The 18850-nt window shown below is 65.0% G+C and carries 21 protein-coding genes and 2 pseudogenes; 14 read left to right on the forward strand and 9 right to left on the reverse strand.

Annotation, left to right across the window (positions count from 1 at the left end; translation table 11 throughout):
* The first annotated feature begins 94 nt into the window (after positions 1-94).
* The 3 genes from ABD357_RS04160 (at position 95) to ABD357_RS04170 (ending at position 1444) form a co-directional block, all read left to right on the forward strand.
* On the forward strand, positions 95-268 hold the full coding sequence (locus tag ABD357_RS04160; RefSeq protein ID WP_344387547.1) for a hypothetical protein: 174 nt from the start codon (positions 95-97) through the stop codon (positions 266-268).
* Between the two features lie 127 nt (positions 269-395).
* Positions 396-731 carry an ArsR/SmtB family transcription factor gene (locus ABD357_RS04165; RefSeq protein ID WP_344387548.1) on the forward strand — a complete coding sequence of 112 codons (336 nt, stop codon included), beginning with the start codon at positions 396-398 and terminating at the stop codon, positions 729-731.
* Positions 731-1444, forward strand: coding sequence for a cation efflux transmembrane domain-containing protein (locus ABD357_RS04170; RefSeq protein WP_344387549.1), 714 nt, complete (start codon positions 731-733; stop codon positions 1442-1444). Before ABD357_RS04165 ends, ABD357_RS04170 begins: the two co-directional genes overlap by 1 nt.
* Positions 1445-1564: 120 nt before the next feature.
* On the opposite strand, the gene ABD357_RS04175 is transcribed toward ABD357_RS04170, so the two are convergent.
* The 4 genes from ABD357_RS04175 to ABD357_RS04190 all read right to left on the reverse strand — a co-directional run bounded on the left by ABD357_RS04175 (position 1565) and on the right by ABD357_RS04190 (position 4323).
* Complete coding sequence (locus ABD357_RS04175; RefSeq protein WP_344387636.1) at positions 1565-2209, reverse strand: DNA alkylation repair protein; 645 nt, start codon at positions 2207-2209, stop codon at positions 1565-1567.
* A 353-nt stretch (positions 2210-2562) separates the two neighbouring features.
* Complete coding sequence (locus ABD357_RS04180; RefSeq protein WP_344387550.1) at positions 2563-3195, reverse strand: SRPBCC family protein; 633 nt, start codon at positions 3193-3195, stop codon at positions 2563-2565.
* Entirely contained in the window at positions 3176-3541 is a 366-nt protein-coding gene (locus ABD357_RS04185) for an ArsR/SmtB family transcription factor (RefSeq protein ID WP_344387551.1), read from the reverse strand. Before ABD357_RS04185 ends, ABD357_RS04180 begins: the two co-directional genes overlap by 20 nt.
* A gap of 230 nt (positions 3542-3771) precedes the next feature.
* On the reverse strand, positions 3772-4323 hold the full coding sequence (locus ABD357_RS04190; RefSeq protein ID WP_344387552.1) for a GNAT family N-acetyltransferase: 552 nt from the start codon (positions 4321-4323) through the stop codon (positions 3772-3774).
* Positions 4324-4430: 107 nt separating this feature from the next.
* Between ABD357_RS04190 and ABD357_RS04195 the strand changes: the two genes are divergently transcribed.
* From ABD357_RS04195 to ABD357_RS04200, 3 genes and pseudogenes are all read left to right on the forward strand, one after another.
* The gene (locus ABD357_RS04195; RefSeq protein ID WP_344387553.1) at positions 4431-4679 is read left to right on the forward strand and encodes a hypothetical protein; all 249 of its coding nucleotides are present in this window, start codon (positions 4431-4433) and stop codon (positions 4677-4679) included.
* A 43-nt stretch (positions 4680-4722) separates the two neighbouring features.
* Positions 4723-4818, forward strand: a pseudogene (locus tag ABD357_RS44540) (DUF6879 family protein); the annotation flags it as partial.
* Positions 4819-4910: 92 nt separating this feature from the next.
* A complete protein-coding gene (locus ABD357_RS04200) occupies positions 4911-5123 on the forward strand; it encodes a hypothetical protein (protein WP_344387554.1) in 213 nt (70 codons plus the stop codon).
* Between the two features lie 70 nt (positions 5124-5193).
* Here ABD357_RS04200 and ABD357_RS04205 read toward each other — a convergent pair whose 3' ends face one another.
* Together ABD357_RS04205 and ABD357_RS04210 are read right to left on the reverse strand one after the other, a co-directional pair.
* On the reverse strand, positions 5194-6135 hold the full coding sequence (locus ABD357_RS04205; RefSeq protein WP_344387555.1) for an SUMF1/EgtB/PvdO family nonheme iron enzyme: 942 nt from the start codon (positions 6133-6135) through the stop codon (positions 5194-5196).
* Between the two features lie 63 nt (positions 6136-6198).
* On the reverse strand, positions 6199-6972 hold the full coding sequence (locus ABD357_RS04210) for an aminotransferase class IV family protein (RefSeq protein WP_344387556.1): 774 nt from the start codon (positions 6970-6972) through the stop codon (positions 6199-6201).
* Positions 6973-7215: 243 nt separating this feature from the next.
* Between ABD357_RS04210 and ABD357_RS04215 the strand changes: the two genes are divergently transcribed.
* The 7 genes and pseudogenes from ABD357_RS04215 to ABD357_RS04245 all read left to right on the forward strand — a co-directional run.
* Positions 7216-8466, forward strand: a complete 1251-nt coding sequence (locus ABD357_RS04215; protein WP_344387558.1) for a methionine adenosyltransferase — start codon at positions 7216-7218, stop codon at positions 8464-8466.
* Positions 8466-9389 carry an aminoglycoside phosphotransferase family protein gene (locus ABD357_RS04220; protein WP_344387559.1) on the forward strand — a complete coding sequence of 308 codons (924 nt, stop codon included), beginning with the start codon at positions 8466-8468 and terminating at the stop codon, positions 9387-9389. The genes ABD357_RS04215 and ABD357_RS04220 overlap by 1 nt, the downstream gene beginning before the upstream one ends.
* A complete protein-coding gene (locus ABD357_RS04225) occupies positions 9386-10099 on the forward strand; it encodes a histidine phosphatase family protein (RefSeq protein WP_344387560.1) in 714 nt (237 codons plus the stop codon). The genes ABD357_RS04220 and ABD357_RS04225 overlap by 4 nt, the downstream gene beginning before the upstream one ends.
* Entirely contained in the window at positions 10092-11384 is a 1293-nt protein-coding gene (serS, locus tag ABD357_RS04230) for a serine--tRNA ligase (protein WP_344387562.1), read from the forward strand. Before ABD357_RS04225 ends, serS begins: the two co-directional genes overlap by 8 nt.
* 125 nt (positions 11385-11509) lie before the next feature.
* Entirely contained in the window at positions 11510-12406 is an 897-nt protein-coding gene (locus tag ABD357_RS04235) for a glycosyltransferase family protein (protein ID WP_344387563.1), read from the forward strand.
* Complete coding sequence (locus tag ABD357_RS04240) at positions 12400-13377, forward strand: hypothetical protein (RefSeq protein ID WP_344387564.1); 978 nt, start codon at positions 12400-12402, stop codon at positions 13375-13377. The genes ABD357_RS04235 and ABD357_RS04240 overlap by 7 nt, the downstream gene beginning before the upstream one ends.
* A gap of 42 nt (positions 13378-13419) precedes the next feature.
* Positions 13420-13605 (forward strand): annotated as a pseudogene (locus ABD357_RS04245) (transcriptional regulator); the annotation flags it as partial.
* Between the two features lie 13 nt (positions 13606-13618).
* Here ABD357_RS04245 and ABD357_RS04250 read toward each other — a convergent pair.
* A complete protein-coding gene (locus ABD357_RS04250; protein WP_344387565.1) occupies positions 13619-13834 on the reverse strand; it encodes a DUF397 domain-containing protein in 216 nt (71 codons plus the stop codon).
* Positions 13831-14682 (reverse strand): helix-turn-helix domain-containing protein, encoded by an 852-nt coding sequence (locus ABD357_RS04255; RefSeq protein WP_344387567.1) that lies wholly within the window; start codon positions 14680-14682, stop codon positions 13831-13833. The genes ABD357_RS04250 and ABD357_RS04255 overlap by 4 nt, the downstream gene beginning before the upstream one ends.
* Before the next feature lie 193 nt (positions 14683-14875).
* Here ABD357_RS04255 and ABD357_RS04260 point away from each other — a divergent pair, with 193 nt between their 5' ends.
* Positions 14876-15514, forward strand: a complete 639-nt coding sequence (locus ABD357_RS04260) for an ATP-binding protein (RefSeq protein ID WP_344387569.1) — start codon at positions 14876-14878, stop codon at positions 15512-15514.
* Between the two features lie 33 nt (positions 15515-15547).
* Here the strand turns inward: ABD357_RS04260 and ABD357_RS04265 are convergent, their stop codons facing one another.
* Positions 15548-18709 carry a DEAD/DEAH box helicase gene (locus ABD357_RS04265; protein ID WP_344387570.1) on the reverse strand — a complete coding sequence of 1054 codons (3162 nt, stop codon included), beginning with the start codon at positions 18707-18709 and terminating at the stop codon, positions 15548-15550.
* Positions 18710-18850 lie beyond the last annotated feature (141 nt).

Here is an 18850-nt window from a genome sequence, read left to right on the forward strand (position 1 = left end):
GCGGATACCGGAGCCCGATCGACTACGAACACGACCACCGAGCCAACTCCGCCCTGGGGCTGGCCGCATAGAAGATCTCCACAGTTCGAGGGGATTGACATTCGGCTTGGCGATGATCGGCGGTGGCGTACGGATGCTGCCGGAGAACACCCTCCTGTTCGAGCGGCTGGTCAACGTCCTCACCGAGGCGGCGCCCGGGATCCGGCTGTGCTTCAACACGAGGCCGGAGGACACGGTCGAGGCGCTGAGGCGGTGGATCCAGGCGTAGGCGACGTGGCCGACGGGGAAGCGTCGGCGGTGGGAACATCGGCTCGCTCGAGTTGGGCTGTGAGTCCCCTGAGGTGGGCTGTGAGTCCACGATTTCCTGAATTCAGGATTTCATGTACTGTCGTGCTGTGCTGACTGTTGCCTCCGACATCGACGTGCTGGCCCGCTTCGGGCGCGCGCTCGCCGACCCGATTCGCTGCCGTGTCCTGCTCGCCCTGCGCGATGCCCCGGCCTACCCCGCAGACCTCGCCGACGCCCTGGGCATCTCGCGGACCCGGCTGTCCAACCACCTCGCGTGCCTGCGCGACTGCGGTCTGGTCGTCGCCGTGCCCGACGGCCGCCGCACCCGCTACGAGCTCGCCGACGAGCGCCTCGGTCACGCGCTCGACGACCTGCGCACCGCCGTGGTGGCCGTCGAGACCGACCGCACCTGCGTCGACGCCGACGAAAAGGGGTGCTGCTGATGACCGCGATATCCCTCGGCCCACCCCCGGCCCGCCGTGACGTGCTCGCCCGTCGGATACGTCTGCTGGTGGCGACGACCATCGCCTACAACGTGATCGAGGCGATCGTCGCCATCACCGCCGGCACCCTCGCCTCGTCCACCGCCCTGGTCGGCTTCGGCCTGGACTCCGTCATCGAGGTCTCCTCGGCCGCCGCCGTCGCCTGGCAGTTCTCCGCCCGCGAGCACGCCGTGCTCGAGGCCCGGGAGAGGACGACCCTGCGAGTCATCGCGGTGTCGTTCTTCGCGCTAGCCGCCTACGTCACCCTTGACGCCGTACGCGCCCTGGCAGGCACCGGCGAGGCCGAACGCTCCATCCCCGGCATCGTGCTGGCCGCTCTCTCCCTCGCGGTCATGCCGTTCCTGTCCGCCGCCCAGCGCCGCGCGGGCCGCGAACTGGGCTCCGCCAGCGCGGTCGCCGACTCCAAGCAGACGCTGCTGTGTACGTACCTTTCGGCTGTGCTCCTGGTCGGCCTGGTCCTCAACGCCACGCTCGGCTGGTCCTGGGCCGACCCCATCGCCGCCCTCGTCATAGCCGCCATAGCCACCAAGGAAGGCCGCGACGCCTGGCGGGGCAAGGGCTGCTGCGCCCCCTCCACCGCAACGGTCCCGGCCGCCAACACGGAGACGAGCGACGCGTGCGGCTGCCGTCCCGGCTGTGACTGCTGCAACTGACCGAACCTCAGTCGACGGACAGGAAGTAGCGCCGTTTCTCCTTCGCTTGGGCACCCAGCCGGTCGTAGAACCTGATCGCGTCCTTGTCCCAAGGTGGCGGAAGCATGAGCGCGAACCTTCCTACTTGTCGGGCTGTCGACGCACCATCTCGGTGATCCAGATGGGCGCGAACGGAGACGTGCAGCCCGCCGGAGTCGGGTAGTCCTTGAGCACCTCCAGGCGCTCACCGATGTCGATTGCACGGGTGCGGTGCTCGGCGTGCTCGATCCCGATCTGAGCAAGGCAGTGGTTCATCGCCCACTGCAGGCGATCCGGGGCGTCTTTCATCTCCGCCTCGATGACGTCGAGCAGGCCGGCGAGGTCGAGGTCCTCGGGCTTCTTCGTCACGCGTTCGGTGGTCAGTGCCCAGCCGGCACTCGCGACCACTGGATCCCGATCCGCGGACCAGGCCAGGCGCAGCTCTTCGGAGTGCGGGTTCTTCTTCACCACGTAGTTCACGAGCCAGTCGTGCACCTTGGGTGTGCGCGCCCCGCGCAACATGACGTCCAACTCGTCACGCTCGAACGCCTTCGGGCGGCAGATCAGGATCGCCAGCAGTCTCGCCGCGGTGTCATCCGTCGCCCAGAGCCGGCACGCGAGTTCCTGCTGCGTCTTCAGCCGCTTCGCGAGCGCGCGCAGCTTGCTTAGGTTCACGCCGTGATCGTCACCGTGTTTCTCGTTCACCGCGCGTGTCTTCGGGTCCTCGAGCTCGGCCAGCTCGGCCATCACCTCGGCGACCGCCGTCTCGGCCGGCGTCGTCTCGGTCACCTCAGCCTCCTGTCCATCACGTGCGAGATGCAGCCTACGAGGGGAGTCGGCCTCCTGTCGTACACGCCGGTCCGGCGGCGGCCAGCGGCACGAAATCCCGCGCTTTTACAAATCTGTGTCAGTTCTTGTCGGCGCTGACGCCCACCGACGGCGGTGTGACTGAGCGCTTTGGCGGGTGATTGCTTGAGCTGGTGGGGCTGAGCGTTTCAGCCGGCGGGCAGGTGCGTCTGAGCGCTTCAATCGGCCAACTTGTCGCTCAGACCATCCTTGATGTGCTTGGCAAGTTGGCGGCAGTACGCCAGGAGCGGATCCTACGCCCCCGTGTAGAACCCGATCGTGGCCGCTGTGGTGGCTGCTACGACCTCCGTGTCCGCGCCTGAGGCGGCATACGCGGCGCCCCACGCCTCGGCCGACCGCGTGATGAACTCCTTCCCTTCGGGTGACGTCTGCCAGGCCTCGGCGTCCTCCTTGCTGATCTTGCCGCCCGCGAGGTGCTTGCCCAGCCCGAGGAACATCAGGTCCCAGCCGACCCCGACCGCCCCCGGCCCGAACGGCCCCCAGAACTCCTCCGGCACCACGGCCACGTGTTCCAGCTCGAATACCGTCCGCGCCTCGCCCTCCGGCGCGAGGCGCACCTCGACCTCGCTGAACCCCGGATCCGGTCCCATCAGCCAGCTCACTCGCAGCCGTGTCGGCTCCACGCACTCGAGGATCTCGCCTCCGGCGTTCCCCTCCAGCTGGTACCGCCCGCCGACCTTGAACTCCCCGCTGACCGGCAGGAACCACCGCCCAATCCGCTCGGGCGAGGTCACGGCGTCCCATACGTCGGCGACCTCGGCGTCATAGCTACGCCGCATCAGCAGCGTACGAGCCTCACTTGCCTCGACCTGCCGCACTCCGACTTCCCGGTGCAGACGGTTGATCTCATCGACGATCTCGCTCATTGCCGCTTGTTTCCTCTCTCAGTCTGCGCTCGCGCTTTCCCCGCGCGAGCTCCGTCCCAAGTGCGTCGAGCCGCTGCTCCCAGAACCCTCGGAACCTCTCCAACCACGCGTCCACCTCCCGCAGTGGCCCGGCCTCGACGACATACAGCCGTCGGGTCCCCTCCGCCCGCACGGACGCGAAGCCGCTCTCCCGCAACACCCGAAGGTGCTGCGACACGGCCGGCTGAGAGATCCCGAACTCGTCCCGGATCACGGAACTGATCTCCCCCGACGCCTGCTCGCCCGATGCGAGTAGCTCCAATATCCGGCGCCTGACCGGATCCCCTAGAACGTCGAAGGCGTGCACGCATCGGACTATGCCAGCACCCAGTTATATAAGGCAAGTCTTAAACATGGCGGCTATGCCTACCGGACACGCGGCCCCCCGGGGGGCGATCACGTCGGGATTGAACGCCAACTGAGTCGCTCAGCCCCGCCAACTCAAGTCTCACTCGCCCGGTGAAGCGCTCAGTCACAGCCGGGGTCCCACTGGCGCGGGTGCGGGAACTTCGGCTGCAGATCAGGAATCGGTGACGGTCACGCCTGGTGCAACGGATCACGCATCATCGCGGCGAACACGGGTGAGTCGGAGAACGGCTGCTGCTCACCGATCTTCTCGTAGCCCCAACGCTCGTATACGGCCTGGACCTTGCCGTCTCCTGCCTTCGGGTTGACCAGCAGCGTGACCCGCTCTTCGCCTCTGCCCACCAGGAGTTCTTCGTGGATTCGGTGAGCGAGGCCGGTCCCGCGCCACGGGCGTCGGACGACGATCTCGTTCAGCGCAAGCGTGCGCTTGCCCGTCTCGGCCGTGTATCCGTCGGGCAGCAGGGTGGCCATGGCCTTCCACCAGCGGGTGTCGGGGCCGAGCGGGGTGGCGTACGCGAAGCCGGCGGGCTCGGTCCCGTCGTAGGCGATGACGGATTCCCAGCCGGGTGCCGAACGGTGGCTTGTCAAGCGCTCGTTGAAGCGTTCGGCGGTGTAGAAGGGCCCGGTGAGGCCCAAGTCGCGCTGACGGACCTCGACATGGATGTCCACGATCATCTGCCGTACGGGCTCGATGTTGGTGTAGTGCCGCAGATCAAGGCTCACAGAAGCTCCCTTTCCAAAGATCCCGCTCGTCGGCCGGGAAGTCACCCCACATTCACCGACTCTGCTCAGCGGCTCGGCACCGCAATCCGGCCCGTCATCAGAACGTCGTGATTCGCGAAGAGCGCGTCGAGTTTGAAGCGTCGGCGAATGTGCGCCGTCCACCTGGCAACCCACAAGTCCTCGTACGCATTGACCATTCGGGCGCGGCTTGCCTGGGTGAGGATCCATCGGGCCAGGTCTCCGTCGTTGGTGCGGCCACCGACGTCTCGCGCCAGGCGCCACAGCTCGTCACCGTCGCTTCGCTCGTCGACGACGGCGACGAGCCCGGCCGGGAGAGCGGGCCGACCCAGGGGTAGGCTGGCCCGCCCTGTCGGGGGCGGACTTCAGGGAGGTGTTGTGATGCCGTCGAACGTGCCAACGGCGTTCACTGACCTGCTCGCCGGCTGCACACGCTCCGCCGTCCACCTGGAGATGCGCGACTCCTACGCGGTCGACTAGATGTACACGGAGTGGCGCCACAAGATCCGCAGTGGTCTGAAGCAACTACAGTACAGCGCCGCCCAGTTTGGGCTGCGGAGGAAGCTGCCTTGATCGCCGCCCACGGTGAGCCGATGCAGGCGAGCGCGCCGCCAGACATCGCCGAAGAGTTCCGCACGGTGCTCAAGGCGATCGATACCTCGGTGAGCAATCTGAAACCGGGCGCCAACGCGAATGATGTCCTGGATCCGGTGTACGGCGAGCGCAACCGTCCCGCCTTCGACGCCGTGGAGAACTATGACTGCGGGGGCGGGGACGGGTGACCCTTGTTGGCAGCGTGGCGTACATGCGTGCCAGGCCGCTCGCGGTGCAGAGACGAATGTATACCCGCAGTCATAATTCCAGCATTTTGCGCAGATCCTCGGCGAATACGGCACATCTAAAACCGGTGTCATCGTCGAGCATTTCCGCGGAGGCGTCGTTAAAAACAGCGGGAGTCACCCGAGGGAATGGACTTGTCCAAGCTCCTGCCTTGAGTTCATGCCGGCCCGACTCGGAGAGCGTCGAAGTCCACTCCCACGCATTACCGCACATGTCATAGACGCCATATGGGCTGACTCCGCTGTGATACCTGGTCACCGGGGTGGTCGAGCCAATGCCGCTCTCGCGAGTATTGCATTTGGCCGGAGTCTGCTGACTGCCCCATGGGTAGGTATCGCCCCGGGTTCCTCGGGCCGCTTTCTCCCACTGTTGTGAGTTCGGCAGTTCCTTGCCAGCCCAGGAGGCGTAAGCGACAGCATCGCCCCAAGTGACGAATGCCACAGGGTGATCGAATATGTTTTCCGGACATCGGCCCTTGGGCCAGTGCTGGGGTGATGCGTGTCCCGTTGCGGCGACAAATCGCTCATAGTCCGAGTTCGTTACGGGGTAGACGTCGATATAGAAGGCTGGCAGCCAGACAGGATTGTTGCCAGCTCCCGACAAGTACACGCCCGCGTCGACGAGCGCCATCTTCTTGCCGTCGTTGGGGTGCCTGACCTGATGCTGCCTCGGAAGGGCCGAGCCTTCCTCTGCCCGCTGGTCGGCGAGCACCGAATCTAACGAGCTTGTGAGTTTCACGAACCTGGCATGTACCTCCGGCGAGGATGCCGCCAGAGCTGTGTCCAGCGCCGCTTGATTCACCGGACGGATCTTGATCGTCTCACCGCGGGCCTCCCACTTGGAGACCATGCGATCACTTACTCCAAGGTGCGCAGCAAACGCCTCGATGCTCATCCTTTGTGCCTCACGCAGCGCCCGGACCTCCAGCCCGGTCCACCTCTCAACTGTGGCCACCCGAGACTCCTTTGGTGAATCAACGGAGCCCAGCGTAGTCACGTGATCGGCAGTCCGTGTTCGCTACAGCGGATCTGATGGCACCTCCATGTACGCCTTGCGGAGAGTGTCAATGATTGGGTGGGTATCGGTCAGGGCGATGTCGTCGACCCCGCTCACCGCGCGAACCCCGATCGCTGCGTTGGTTGCGAAGACGGCCTGCATGTCTGCGATGTCCGCAAGCCTGATCGGAATCTCGTCGTAGGTGTGGGCGTCCTTGAGGAGTTGCATCGTCACGCCCACAAGACAGTCCGCCTCCGGCCAGATCACCCGATCCTGGTCGAAGAATCCGATGTTCCAGGTGCCGCCTTCCGAGACGAGTGACTGCTCGTCGACGAACAGCGCATCGTCGAAGCCGTCAAGTTGGGCAGCCCGTCGATGCAGGAGCGTGCCGAACAGTCCGACGCTCTTCACACCCGGCAGGTCTCGGACGTACTTCCTGGCCTGCACGCGGAGCGGTGGCAGCGGGAGGTTCCCCGTCGGCCTCGTAGTCACCAGAACTTGTGGGTCCGCCTTGGCGCCTGGGTGGCCCATGTCGAACTTCGGGTCGAAGATCGTCACCCGCACGACACACGCACCCGCAGTCGGGGCTACGCGCCGCACCAGGTCCCGCACGCGCTCCGGGTCCAGTTCGGCGTCGAAGAGAGCTCGGCAGTCCCTTACGAGTCGGTCCTGATGTAGCGACAGCCCACGAACACGACCGTCCTCCACACGCATGGATGTGAAGTGTCCGTAGCCGGTGAGGGCCAGGGTTTTGAGCTGATCCACGCTGATTGGTTCGCCATTCAATTCAGCCATGTCACCAGCATGGCACCGCCATCACGAGCGCTGACGACAAAGGCCCTGGTAGGCGCTCTAAGTTCGGTGAAAGTTCGGTGCCAAGGCAGTGGGAGGACGTTCCGATCCCCTTGTGCCCTGGGCGAATCTTGTCCTGTCACCGTGGCCCGCTAGCACCGCGACGACCACCCACCTTTTCTTCCCTGCCGGGCTCACCGACGCCTGCGCTGGGCCTCCCTGCCGTCCCTGAGATGGGAGTTCGCCATGCCCCGAACGAGCATGACTTTCGGCAAGAGTCACTTGGTCATCGAGACCGGAACCCACGAACACTCTGGAACAACCATCGTCGAACGCAAGGGACTTGGGCACCCCGATACCCTCGCCGACCACCTCGCCGAAAGGCTGTCGCGAGCGTACAGCCAGTACACCGTGCAGCACTTCGGCGCCGTGCTGCACCACAACTTCGACAAGCTCGCCCTCCTGGGCGGGGCGAGCGAAGTCCGTTACGGCGGCGGCAAGATGACGGCCCCTGTGCGGGTTCTGGTCAACGGGCGGGCCGCACCGATCTGCGGCGGAGCGCGCATACCCGTCCTGGAGATCGTCGAGGCGGAGGTCCGGGAGTTCTTCGCCGAGCGCCTTCCTGAGGTCCTGGGTCACCTCGACATCTCGTTCAACATCACGAGCAATTCGAGCCCCGGCGCCGTGCTGACCGGCGATGCGGTTCCGGACCGGACCCGATGGTTCAACCCCCGGTCCGTCGACGACCTTCGGGAGCGCCTGGTGCGGTTCTCGAACGACACATCACTCGGCACGGGCTGGGCGCCGGAAAACTCCTTCGAATCGTTCGTCCGCGAGCTGGTGAACCACTTCTCCGGACAGAGTGACTTCACCCAGTCCCATGCCTGGTGCGGCTCGGACGTCAAGCTCATGGGCTACTGGGACGGTGAGAGCGCGGACATCGTGCTGTGCGTGCCGCAGAAGTCGCGGCACGTCGGCAGCAGGGCGGACTACATCCGCAACACCGAGACCGTCCTTGCCGAGTGCCATCGGCTCGCCGGCCTTCGGTTGCCCGGCGCCGAGGCCCGATTCCGGCTCAACGCTCGCGACATGCCGGAGAAGGACGAGCTCTACCTCACCTACACGGGCAGCTCGATCGAGTCGGGTGACGAGGGAGTCGTGGGCCGGGGCAACCGCATCAACGGCCTCATTACGCCCCTGCGCCCGATGAACCTGGAGGGCGCCAACGGGAAGAACCCCGTCTACCACGTCGGCAAGCTTTACAACATCGCGGCACAGCGCCTCGCGGAACGCCTGCACGAGACGACCGACGGGCACGCGGAGGTCCACCTCGTCAGCACCACGGGGCAGCGGCTCGACCAGCCCTGGCGCATCCTGGTCCGGCTGTCCTCGCCGGACGTGGAGGTCGACAAGGTTCTAGCGCTCGTCTCCGAGGCCCTCGACGGGTTCCCGGCCCTCACCGATGAGCTGGTCTCGGACGGGATGGTGCTGAGCTGATGACCGCGCAGACGCTCGGAGAAGTGCCGCCGGGTTGCCGACGGCGCCTCCTCGACCACTACGGCCCGTCGGCGGAAGCATGGCTGAGTGCCACCCCCTCCCTTCTGGACGAGGCAGCAGCTCGCTGGAAGCTCTCGCTGAAGGGCTACCACGACGCGGGGCATTCCTCTGCAGTCGCGTGGGCTGCCACGCCGGACGGGACTCCCGTGATCCTCAAGGCCTGGTACGAACCGCTCCGCTACCGACACGAGACGGCCGCGCTGCGCATGTGGGCAGGCGGGCCGACCGCCGACCTGATCGAGGCAGCGGACGACCTGTCAGTGGCCGCCCTGGAACTGGTGGGCGGCCGACCTGGCGGCGCCGCCTCCACCGGATGCGAGAGACAGATGGTGGCCGCCGCAATCCACGGACTGCACTCTTTGGGCCAGAGCAGGCTCCGGCCGGATGTGCCGAGCCTGGACCACTTCCGCCAGGAAGTGATGATGCCGCGCATCCGTCAGCGAGCAGAGAACCTCGGTCTTGGCGCTCGCAGGTCGCTCGTGGAGGAGGCCTGCGCAGGACTCCCCTTTCTACGGGAAGACGCCACTCGTACCACGGTCCTGCACGCCGATCTGTACCGGGAGAACGTGATCTTCGACAGTGCAGGGCATCCCCGCCTGATCGATCCGCACCCCTTGGTTGGAGACGCAGCATTCGACTGGGCCTTCTGGACGGTCTACTACGACCTCGAATACGAGGTGCGCGACCGATTGGCCACGGCCGCGCGCATCTCCCGCATTCCCCTGCCGGAGATCACCCCGTGGTGCAGGGCACTCGCACTCGACGGGTTCCTCTACTACATGGAGATCGACGATCCAGCGAAGCCCAAGATCGAGAAGGTCCTGTCCTCGTTCATGACCTCCGACCTGGAGGTCGACCGATGACGACGTACATCCTCCGCCACGGCCAAACCGACTACAGCAAGCAGCACCTCGTCAACGGAGACCCGTCTCATGCCGTCCTACTGAACGAAGAGGGCGTGCGCTCATGCGGACAGCCGTGGGCCGTGCTCCCACTCCACAGCGTGCGCACCTGGCTGGCGAGCGAGTTCCCCCGCGCCCGGCAGACGGCTTCCCTGCTCATGGGAGTGCCGGCGCCGGAGGAACTCGTCGTGGACGGACGCCTCAATGAACTCGACTACGGGAAATTCGAGGGTGGACCGTTCTTGGAGTACGCCTCATGGCTCGACGCACACGAGGGATCGCAACGCCCGCCTGACGCCCGGGAGTCTCAGCGAGACGGCATCCGGAGGATGCTCTCGGGCGTACGCGCGGCACTGGCATACCCGGGGCCCCGCGTCCTGGTCGGGCATGGCCTGCTCGTGTCGGTCCTCCTCTGGCACCGAGACCGCTCCCCAGACGAGGCCATGCCTTTGTTCTTTCCGGAAGCGCCCTGCATCGAGCCCCTCATGGTTCCCGATGAGGTACTCCCCGACTGGATTGGAACCCTTCTGACCGATCTCGACGCGGACGAACCACTAGATCCTGAGGCACGTGGCAGCGCCGTGATATTGGAGATCGGACAGGCCACGGCGGTTGCTACCTTCGACGCTGTAGTCCACTCGCCGGAGAAAAAGGACCCTCCTCATGCATGATGCCCGCGCCCTACTCGAAATGGGTGCCGAAGCGGTTCGTCGCCTCGCTCGCCGCGGATACTCGCTGGACCTGTCCGCGCTGGAGAGTCTCCAGTCTCGGCGCAACCAGAACATCCGCTCGGCCGACGAGCTGCGGGCAGAGTCCAAGCGGGTGGCAAGCGAGGTCCAGCAGACCGCGAAGCAGGGCGGGGACATCTCCAAGCTGAAGGAGCGGGCTCGCGAGATCAAGGAACAGATCCGCGAGATCGAGGCTGATCAGGAGAAGGTGCAGGAGGAGCTGCGTACGCTCCTTCTCACCATCCCGAACCTTCCTGACGACAGGTCGCCCGATGGCGACTCCGAGGAATTCGCGGTTGAGGTCCGCCGGGTAGGGACACCGCCCTCGTTCTCGTTCACCCCGAAAGATCACGTCGATCTCGGCGAGGCCACCGGCATCCTCGACTTCGCTCGGGCCACGAAACTGTCGGGCCCCCGCTTCGCCGTCTCACGAGGAGCAGGCGCCGCCCTTGAGCGCGCGCTCACTACCCTCTTCCTCGACCTTCACACGCGCCGACACGACTACGTCGAGCACTCGGTGCCGTTCCTGGTCACGCGCAAGACGATGACCGGCACGGGCCAACTGCCCAAGTTCGAGGAGGACTTGTTCAAGACCGGCGTCGCGGACCGCGAGCTGTTCCTGATCCCGACGGCCGAGGTCCCGCTCACCAACCTCTACGCCGACGAGATCATCCCGCCCGCGGAGCTGCCGCTCGCGCTCACCGCGCAGACCCCGTGCTTCCGCTCCGAGGCCGGATCGTACGGCCGCGACACCCGCGGTCTGATCCGCCAACACCAATTCACCAAGGTGGAGATGGTGCGGATCTGCGACCCCGAGGCGGCCGACGCCGAGCTGGAGAAGATGATCGGCCACGCCGAAGCATGCCTGAGGGAGCTGGGCCTCGCCTATCGCGTGGTCACCCTCGCCGCAGGTGACACGGGCTTCTCCGCCCAGCTCACCTACGACCTGGAGGTGTGGATCCCGAGCCAGAACACCTACCGCGAGATTTCGTCGGTCTCGAACTTCGGCACTTTCCAGGCACGACGCGCGAACATCCGCACCCGCGGTGCGGACGGAAAGCCCAAGCTCGTCGCCACGCTCAACGGCTCGGGTCTCCCGGTCGGACGCACCCTGGCCGCGCTGCTCGAACAGGGCCAGCAAGAGGACGGCTCGATCGTCCTGCCTGAACCACTCGTCCCGTACCTCGGCTTCCGCCGTATCTCGGCGGACGGAACACCGGAGGCATAGTGCTCGTCGGCGTCTGCGACTTTCCCGGCAGCTACGCTTTCCCCCCTGCCGGATACGGCGGAATCGAACGATGGCTTTGGGCGGTCGCAGTGGGCGCCCGCGCCGCAGGCGCCGACGTACACCTCTTGGGTCCGGGATGGCTCCCGGACCTGGAACCTGAATGGGTCCGCAAGCCCGTCCGTCTCGAAGAGGTCACCGCGGGCTCGCCGGCCGAGCGTGAGCTCAAAGCCGCTGGCTACGACCTGTTGGTCGTCGGCCACGAGTACCCGTCGTTACCTGCCTGGGTACGAACCTGGAGTGAGCTGGAGTGCGAGGTGGCGACGTTCCAGCACTCCCCGGTGTTCCGGCACACCGACTCCGCATTCGACGGCAAGCGGTCACGGCTCTACTGCTACTCGCCCGAGATGATCGCGCGATACGCCGCCCACCAGCCCATCCCGGAACTGGCCGTTCACCTCGGCCTCAACGAGAAAGAGCCCCCGGCCACCCAGGGGCGTGACCTGGTGTGGCTCGGCCGCATAGACGAGGAGAAGGCCCCTCACCTCGCGGCACGAGCGGCTCAACTCCTCGGTTGCCGCATCCGCTTCGTCGGCCCCGTCTTCAGCGAGGACTACGTACGGCACCACGAAAAGCTCTTCTCCGCAGACCACGTGGAGTGGGTCGGCGAACTCGGCGGACCAGCCAAGACGGCCGCCATCCGGGACGCCTCGGTATTCGTCTACACCTACGCGCGTACCTACGTGGAAGCCGGTGCCGCCGTCTTCGGGGAGTCCGTACGGGCGGGAACCCCCATGGCCGCGCTGACCTGGCGTGATGGAACCTGCGCCCAAGCGGCGCTCTGCGACCGCACGGGCGTGACGGCCGTCGTGCCGCCCGAGGCGGACGACGAGACTGCAGCACAGGTCCTCGCGGAATCGATCGAGCGCGCTGCCGACCTCGATCACACCGAAGTCCAAGCCATTGGCCAGCATCGCTTCGACCCGACGCGGCACTTCGAAGCCATGGCAGCCCCGTCATGCTGACCGGATCGCCCGCGCTTCGGGCGTCAACCGCCCTGCGTCAAGTACTCGGGCGAAGCTGGGAGTTCACGATCGAGGGCGCGAATCTGGAGATCCGCCACCGCGACCGGGGTTCGCCATATGCCCCGCCGCGTCGGCCGCCTTCGTGGGCAGAGCTCCTGAGGACGTTGGAGGACGCCTTCGCCGCTCGCGGTGTTCCTCGCGACGCGTGCATTCCACTTCGGTGGGGGCGCGAAACCGATCTGGCCATCTCGGCGGTTCAGGCGCTCGATCCGTTCCTGAAGGACGGTCGCTCGGTGACGTACCGCAGCGGGTTCCTGCCCCAGCCGGTGGTCCGGTTCACTGGCGAGCGGGACAGCAACGGGGAGCTCCTCGACGGTTTCCTGACGTCCTTCGTCAACGTGTCGCGTGTCCAGCCGATCCAGAGCATCGACGAGTACGCCGCCGTCCTGGATGACTGGCTCTACGTCCTTTCCAGGCTCGGCTTCCACGCCCGACACATAAGTGTCTACGGTCAGTTGAAGGTCTGGCACCGCCGAGAGGTGGCTGGAGTGACCCTGATGTTCCGCCACCTGGACCTCACGCTCGGCGACATCGTGCTCCTGTGGAACGTCGAGAACCCTCAGCGCATGGCCGTTGATCTCGGCACGGGCCTTGAACGCTTGGCTTGGGCCCGGACACTCCGAAACTGGAACGACCTCATCTTTGGACCTTTGGCCGGAGCGGCCCCGAGTTCCGCCTTGGACGCTATCCGCACGGCAACACTCCTACTCGGCAACGGCATCACCCCCGCAGGGCGAGGTGCAGGTGGCATAACCCGCAGGGTGCTTGGCACGCTTGCGCCCGAGTCTGTGGGCCTTGGAGCGAGCGCCGCGGTCCGAGCGTCGCATCGGTACTGGTCGACGATCGCAGCGCTTCGCACGCCATGGCCCGTCATTGCCACTGGCATCGAGCAGGAGCTCACCCGTCGATAGCCGCCTCGATCTTCGGTGGCGACTGAAGTTCGCCCGTCATCCCGCGAGATGTTCCACGTCTACGACGACAAGCTCGTATCGGTAGAACTCGTCTCCGCACAGGTAAGGATCACTCAGCCGTCCGAGATCGCGCTGTACCTGAAGGCGTTCGAGCAGCTGAGGAGCATGGCGATTTACGGGGCGGATGCGCGGGCCTTGACCCTCAGGGCGATCGAGGCGTTGAGCTGACCAGGCGTTGCCGTCAGCCTTCCCGCTCCGCCGCGCTCAGCGCCCGTACGAAGACCTCCCACGCGCCCGCACGGATGGCGACCACAGGTCCACCGGCGTTCTTGGAATCCCGCACGAGGGCGCCGTCCACGCTGTGGGCGCACTCGACGCATTCGCCCCCCGCACCGTTGCTGTAGGAGGACTTGAACCACGGAAAGGTGTGGTCGGGAGTGGGCTCTGAAGCGTTCATGTTGCGTATTCCTTCACGATGGACTTGATCAGTTGGGCGGAACGCTGCGGGCTCAACGCGGCTGCCCGCAACCCGTCGAAGGCCCTCGTGTACTCGCGCACATGATGCTCGCCTTCGAGATAGACGGCGTCGGTGATGCCGTCCCGGTACACGATGTCCGGGTCCTCGGGATCGGGGAAGCCGAGCATGGTGAACGACCCCGTGGTCGGGTAGGTGCCGGAGTCGAATGGGAGGACCTGCACGGTGACGCTCGGCAACTCCGATGATTCCAGGACCCGTTCGAGCTGCTCCCTCATCAACGGCCGATCTCCGATGACGTTGTGGAGAGCAGCTTCGTTGACGACGAACCAGGCGTCCGGGGCCTGGGGCCCCGTCAGCATGGCCTGGCGTTCCACGCGGACATTTACAGCCCGGTCGATGTCCTTGGCGGGTACGTGCGCGCCCGTCTTGTGAAGTTCGCGGGCGTACGCCGGGGTCTGCATGAGGCCGGGAAGTACCTCGCACTGGTACTGGCGGAAGGTGGAGGCGTCCTGCTCCAGACCGATGTAGATGGAGAACCACGTCGGCACCGCATTCGAGCCGTGCACCTGCCACCAGCCGCGTGTCTTGGCCTGCCTGGCAAGGGACTTGAGGAACTCGCGTAGCTCATCGCCTGTGTCGTAGAAGCGACACAGGGCGTCGATGTCGGACGGCTGGACTCTGCCGGTGCCCGTCTCCATCCGGTTGACCTTGGAGCCGCTCCAGTCCAGCGCCGCACCGACCTGGGCACAGGTCAGGGCATTCGCCTCGCGCAGCTTCTTCAGTTCGATCGAGAGGCGACGACGGCGTGCCGTCGGTGAACCTGCCATCCCCAAACACCCTTCTCGTAACCAGGGTTCAGTCTCCGCGCCAAGGGGCGTGCTTGCCAATCACTCGATAGTGGGAATCCCGCTGTGCACATTGCACGACAGGATGCGCCGCCTCCATTCTTACGAGCATCGCCACTCTGCGTGTGGCGTGGATAACTCCGTGAGAGGGGCGAGTGTGATCCAGACAATGTGCATGCCGCGAAAGCCGTGGGACCTCCACTTCACGGCCGAGCCCGAGGAAGTGGCCGCCCTGCGCCGGATCATGCGTCTGCACCTGGGGACTTGGGGACTGCACGAGATCGTCGACGTCGCCCAACTCTGCGTCAGCGAGCTCGTCGCCAACGTCATCACGCACGTCGGCCTCGGCACTCCGACCTCGCTCGCGGTGTCGATGAGCGGTACGTACCTGCGTATCGAGGTCCACGACCCCGATACGCGCGCATTGCCCACCCTCGTCCACGCGGGCTCCGACTCCGAGGGCGGACGAGGCATGGCCCTCGTCGACGCCATCGCCGACCGCTGGGGTGTTCAACTCCATGGCGATCGGAAGGTGACCTGGTGCGAGCTGGCGACCGGGCTGTCATCCGCTGACGGGCATTGCGGCGGTGCGCGTGTGACGAGAGCCGAAGCCATGCTCGGGCTCTACGGCGCCGCTCGACTCCCGCGCACGGCAGCCCCGAGCACGTTGAGCGTGGCTGTGGCGGAGGAGGCCGCAATCGATGTGATCGCAGATGTCCTCCACTGGTTGCGCGCGCATGGCTGTGATCCGGACGAGGCGCTGGACCGGGCTCAGGTGCACTACGAGGCCGACGCATTGGGCGTGCAGGCGTAAAGGGAGTTATACCCGGCCCTGAGCGATGAACAATTACCCAGTCGCGATAGCGGAGTACGTCCACACGCCCGCGGGGATTTCGTGCGCCAGCTTCCACGTAATCGCCATTGGGTTGCTCCCCTTGTGCTCCACGTACTCGGCCGGGCCAAGCAGCATCCACGGTTGAGCTCCACCGATGTCAGTGGTCTTGAAGCGGCGGACGAAGAGCAGGATGTGGCTGCCCCCAGCCGCATGGTGCTGGTAGCGCTGGCCGGTGGCAGACGTATCTGAGGTCTGGTTCTGGGACTCCCAGTGGAAGAGGGTCTCGCTCAAGGCGTAGTCGTGGTAGCGAGTCTGGGGGGAAAAGTCCTTCTCATCCTTGTTCAGAGTGATCAGTAGGGCATCGGTCTTCACTGATTCGCACCACCTCACGCCCTCGCGGAAATCACCAGGCATGAAGCCACCGATGTACGACTGGCCGAGCGCGGGGAGGATTTCCTCTCTGCTGTAGGAGGCGTGGACAGTCAGTGGGGCACCGGCTTGCTCCCCGATTCCCGACAAGGGGATCGGGATGTGTTCGGTATGGGCGAGGTTGTACTTCAGTACCTGGCGAATCTCGCTGCGTACGGCGTCCTGGTTTCGAAGTGTTGTGAACCCAGCGTCGTAATCTTTGAAACCCTTGCGGATACTGCCTCCTAGTGGCCAGATCTGGAAGAAGAGCATCCGGGCGTATGCTTGTCCCTGCTCATCGAGCTCACCGTAGGAAGGGGCGTCATCCTCCAACATGCGGGTATACGCCTCGACTCGCAGCGGATCGTCGACATGGAGGAAGGCCGGCACACGCTTGAGAAGGGCTGCTTCGCCCTCCGGAGGCTCTTTCTTGAGGAGCCCCGCACGTCGTAGCAGTCCCGTCCAGGAGTTGCCATTGCCACGGTACAGCTCCTTCAACTCCCGACCGCTCTCATAGAGATAGGAGCTCAGCCGAGGTTCGGCATAGGCCGCGACCTCGCGGGCTAGCGCGGTGACATTGACACCGATCTGTTCCTTGATGTTGTCGATGACCGCCTTCTTGGCCTTCTCCTCAAGCATGATCTGGCAGCCGGAGGGAAGCTGTGGGAAGCCATGCTCAATATTGTCCAGGAGCCGTTTGCGGGTGAGGTTCGTCAGGGCCCTGAACTGGTTCTCGAAGCGGAACTCCTTGCGGTGCTGCCCGATGAAATCGAGCACGGTGAGCACCGCTTTGTTCTCGTTCCGACGTAGGCCTCGACCGAGTTGTTGGAGGAATACGGTTGCACTGGACGTAGGCCGCAGCAGTAGGAGGGTGTCTACGTCGGGGACGTCGAGTCCCTCATTGAAGAGGTCTACAGAGAAGATCACTTGCAGAGCACCGGATTTGAGATCAGCGAGGGCTTGCCTACGTTGCTCAGCGCCCGTCTCTCCTGAGAGGGCGAGGGCGTTCAGACCGGCGGCGCGGAAGTACCTGGCCATGAAGTGGGCATGCGCGACCGAGACACAGAAACCCAACGCCCGCATCGCACCCGGATCGAGGATCTTCTCCTTGATGGCCTTCACAATGAGCCGTGCCCGCGCGTCGTTGCCGGTCAGCACGTTACTCAGGGCGGTCTCGTCGTAGGCCCCGCGCTTCCACTCCACCGTGCTCAAGTCGGTGTTGTCGCTAATCCCGAAGTAGTGGAAGGGGCTGAGTAGTTCGTTCTCCAGCGCCTCCCACAGTCGCATCTCGGCAGAAATGCGTCCGCCGAAGAATTCGTCCTGGACGTTCCGGCCGTCCATGCGCTCAGGTGTTGCCGTCAGCCCCAGCAGCTCCAGCGGCCGGAAGTGCTCGACGATCTTTCGGTACGTTGGTGACGTGCCGTGGTGGAATTCGTCGATCACGATCACGTCGAAGTGATCAGCGTCGAGCTGATCTAGCGCTCGAGCGTTGAGCGACTGCACGCTGGCAAAGACGTGGGTCCAGCGCCCGGGAATCTCCCCGCTGTAGAGAGCCTCGCCGAAGTTTGCGTCTACCAGGACGTCTTGGTAGGTCCGCATTGACTGCTGAAGGATCTCTTTGCGGTGCGCGACGAACAGCAGTCGTAGATCACGACCGTGCTTCTTGCGTAGATGCTTGTAGTCAAGGGCAGCCATCACGGTCTTCCCTGTCCCCGTCGCGGCAACAAGAAGGTTCCGGTGCCGGTCATGGACGTCGCGTTCCACTTCCAGCCGCTCAAGCATGTCGCGCTGGTGAGGGTACGGACGTACCTCAAGACCGGACAGGGTGATCCGACGATCCGAGGCTGCGATGGACGACGTCCCGCCCGCAATGGCCAACGCCTCCTGAAGCCGGGTGCCGTCGGCGTCAGGGTCGTACGTCTCGAATGACGGATCGTTCCAGTACGCATCGAAGGTCGCATCGAACTTCCGCAGCACGTCAGGGGTGGCTATGGAAGACAGCCGGACGTTCCACTCCAAGCCTTCGAGCAACGCGGCTTTGGAGAGGTTGGAGCTGCCGACGTAGGCCGTGTCGTATCCGCTGTTACGGCGGAAGAGCCATGCCTTGGCATGGAGACGTGTCGTCCGGGTCTCGTAGTTGACCTTCACCTTTGCGTTGAACTCTTGCACCAGTCGGTCAAGCGCCCGCCGCTCTGTTGCACCGATGTAGGTCGTCGTGATGACGCGTATGGGGACGCCTCGTTCATGAGCCGCTCTCAGGGACTGCTCGATGATCCGCAGCCCGTGCCACTTGACGAAGGCGCAAAGCAAGTCCACGCGGTCGGCTGTAGCGAGCTCGGCGCGAAGCTCGAAGCCGAGGCTGGGATCTTCTGGGGAGTTGGTGATTAGAGCTGTATCGGAGAGTGGGGTGACTGGGCGGACCGAGAAGACACCAGGCGCCTCTTGCCTTGTGAGAGCGAGGAGTTGGCGAGGTCCTGCGGCCACGAGATCCACCCACTCGCGCGCTCCATCGAGAGTGCTTATGGACTCAAGGATGTGATTCGCGGCGTACACCCGATCCTCGGCTGGCAGGCCTTGCAGCACACGCTTCACTGTGCTGGCGACATGGCTTGTCAGTACGTGTGGAACGGATTCGTCCCCCACCGCGTTGCTGATCGGATGCCAGCCTTGATCGGTGAGCACCTTGAGCTGCTGCTCGAAGCGCAGCGTGATGAGCTGCTCGTACAAGCCCGCGACAGGTTGTGACAGATCCGTCGGCTCGGACACGCAGTGGCTCCCTTGATCGCTCAGACGGCTGTGCCATGTCTAACAGAGGCCACTGACACGGATGCGGTGGGTGGTTTGATCTGGCAGCTCCATGCGCCATTATCGGTCAATTCTGAATACAGGTTTGACTTGAGTGATCGA

Origin of the sequence: Streptomyces vastus, from assembly GCF_039532825.1 — a bacterium.
Taxonomy (GTDB): domain Bacteria; phylum Actinomycetota; class Actinomycetes; order Streptomycetales; family Streptomycetaceae; genus Streptomyces; species Streptomyces vastus.

What these genes read in the sequence shown, in the direction of transcription:
- serS (WP_344387562.1), top strand. Translation starts at nt 10,092, where the DNA reads ATGCATGATGCCCGCGCCCTACTCGAAATGGGTGCCGAAGCGGTTCGT.
- ABD357_RS04225 (WP_344387560.1), top strand. Translation starts at nt 9,386, where the DNA reads ATGACGACGTACATCCTCCGCCACGGCCAAACCGACTACAGCAAGCAG.
- ABD357_RS04175 (WP_344387636.1), bottom strand. Translation starts at nt 2,209, where the DNA reads ATGGCCGAGCTGGCCGAGCTCGAGGACCCGAAGACACGCGCGGTGAAC.
- ABD357_RS04170 (WP_344387549.1), top strand. Translation starts at nt 731, where the DNA reads ATGACCGCGATATCCCTCGGCCCACCCCCGGCCCGCCGTGACGTGCTC.
- ABD357_RS04260 (WP_344387569.1), top strand. Translation starts at nt 14,876, where the DNA reads ATGCCGCGAAAGCCGTGGGACCTCCACTTCACGGCCGAGCCCGAGGAA.
- ABD357_RS04220 (WP_344387559.1), top strand. Translation starts at nt 8,466, where the DNA reads ATGACCGCGCAGACGCTCGGAGAAGTGCCGCCGGGTTGCCGACGGCGC.
- ABD357_RS04250 (WP_344387565.1), bottom strand. Translation starts at nt 13,834, where the DNA reads ATGAACGCTTCAGAGCCCACTCCCGACCACACCTTTCCGTGGTTCAAG.
- ABD357_RS04210 (WP_344387556.1), bottom strand. Translation starts at nt 6,972, where the DNA reads ATGGCTGAATTGAATGGCGAACCAATCAGCGTGGATCAGCTCAAAACC.
- ABD357_RS04240 (WP_344387564.1), top strand. Translation starts at nt 12,400, where the DNA reads ATGCTGACCGGATCGCCCGCGCTTCGGGCGTCAACCGCCCTGCGTCAA.
- ABD357_RS04180 (WP_344387550.1), bottom strand. Translation starts at nt 3,195, where the DNA reads ATGAGCGAGATCGTCGATGAGATCAACCGTCTGCACCGGGAAGTCGGA.
- ABD357_RS04215 (WP_344387558.1), top strand. Translation starts at nt 7,216, where the DNA reads ATGCCCCGAACGAGCATGACTTTCGGCAAGAGTCACTTGGTCATCGAG.
- ABD357_RS04255 (WP_344387567.1), bottom strand. Translation starts at nt 14,682, where the DNA reads ATGGCAGGTTCACCGACGGCACGCCGTCGTCGCCTCTCGATCGAACTG.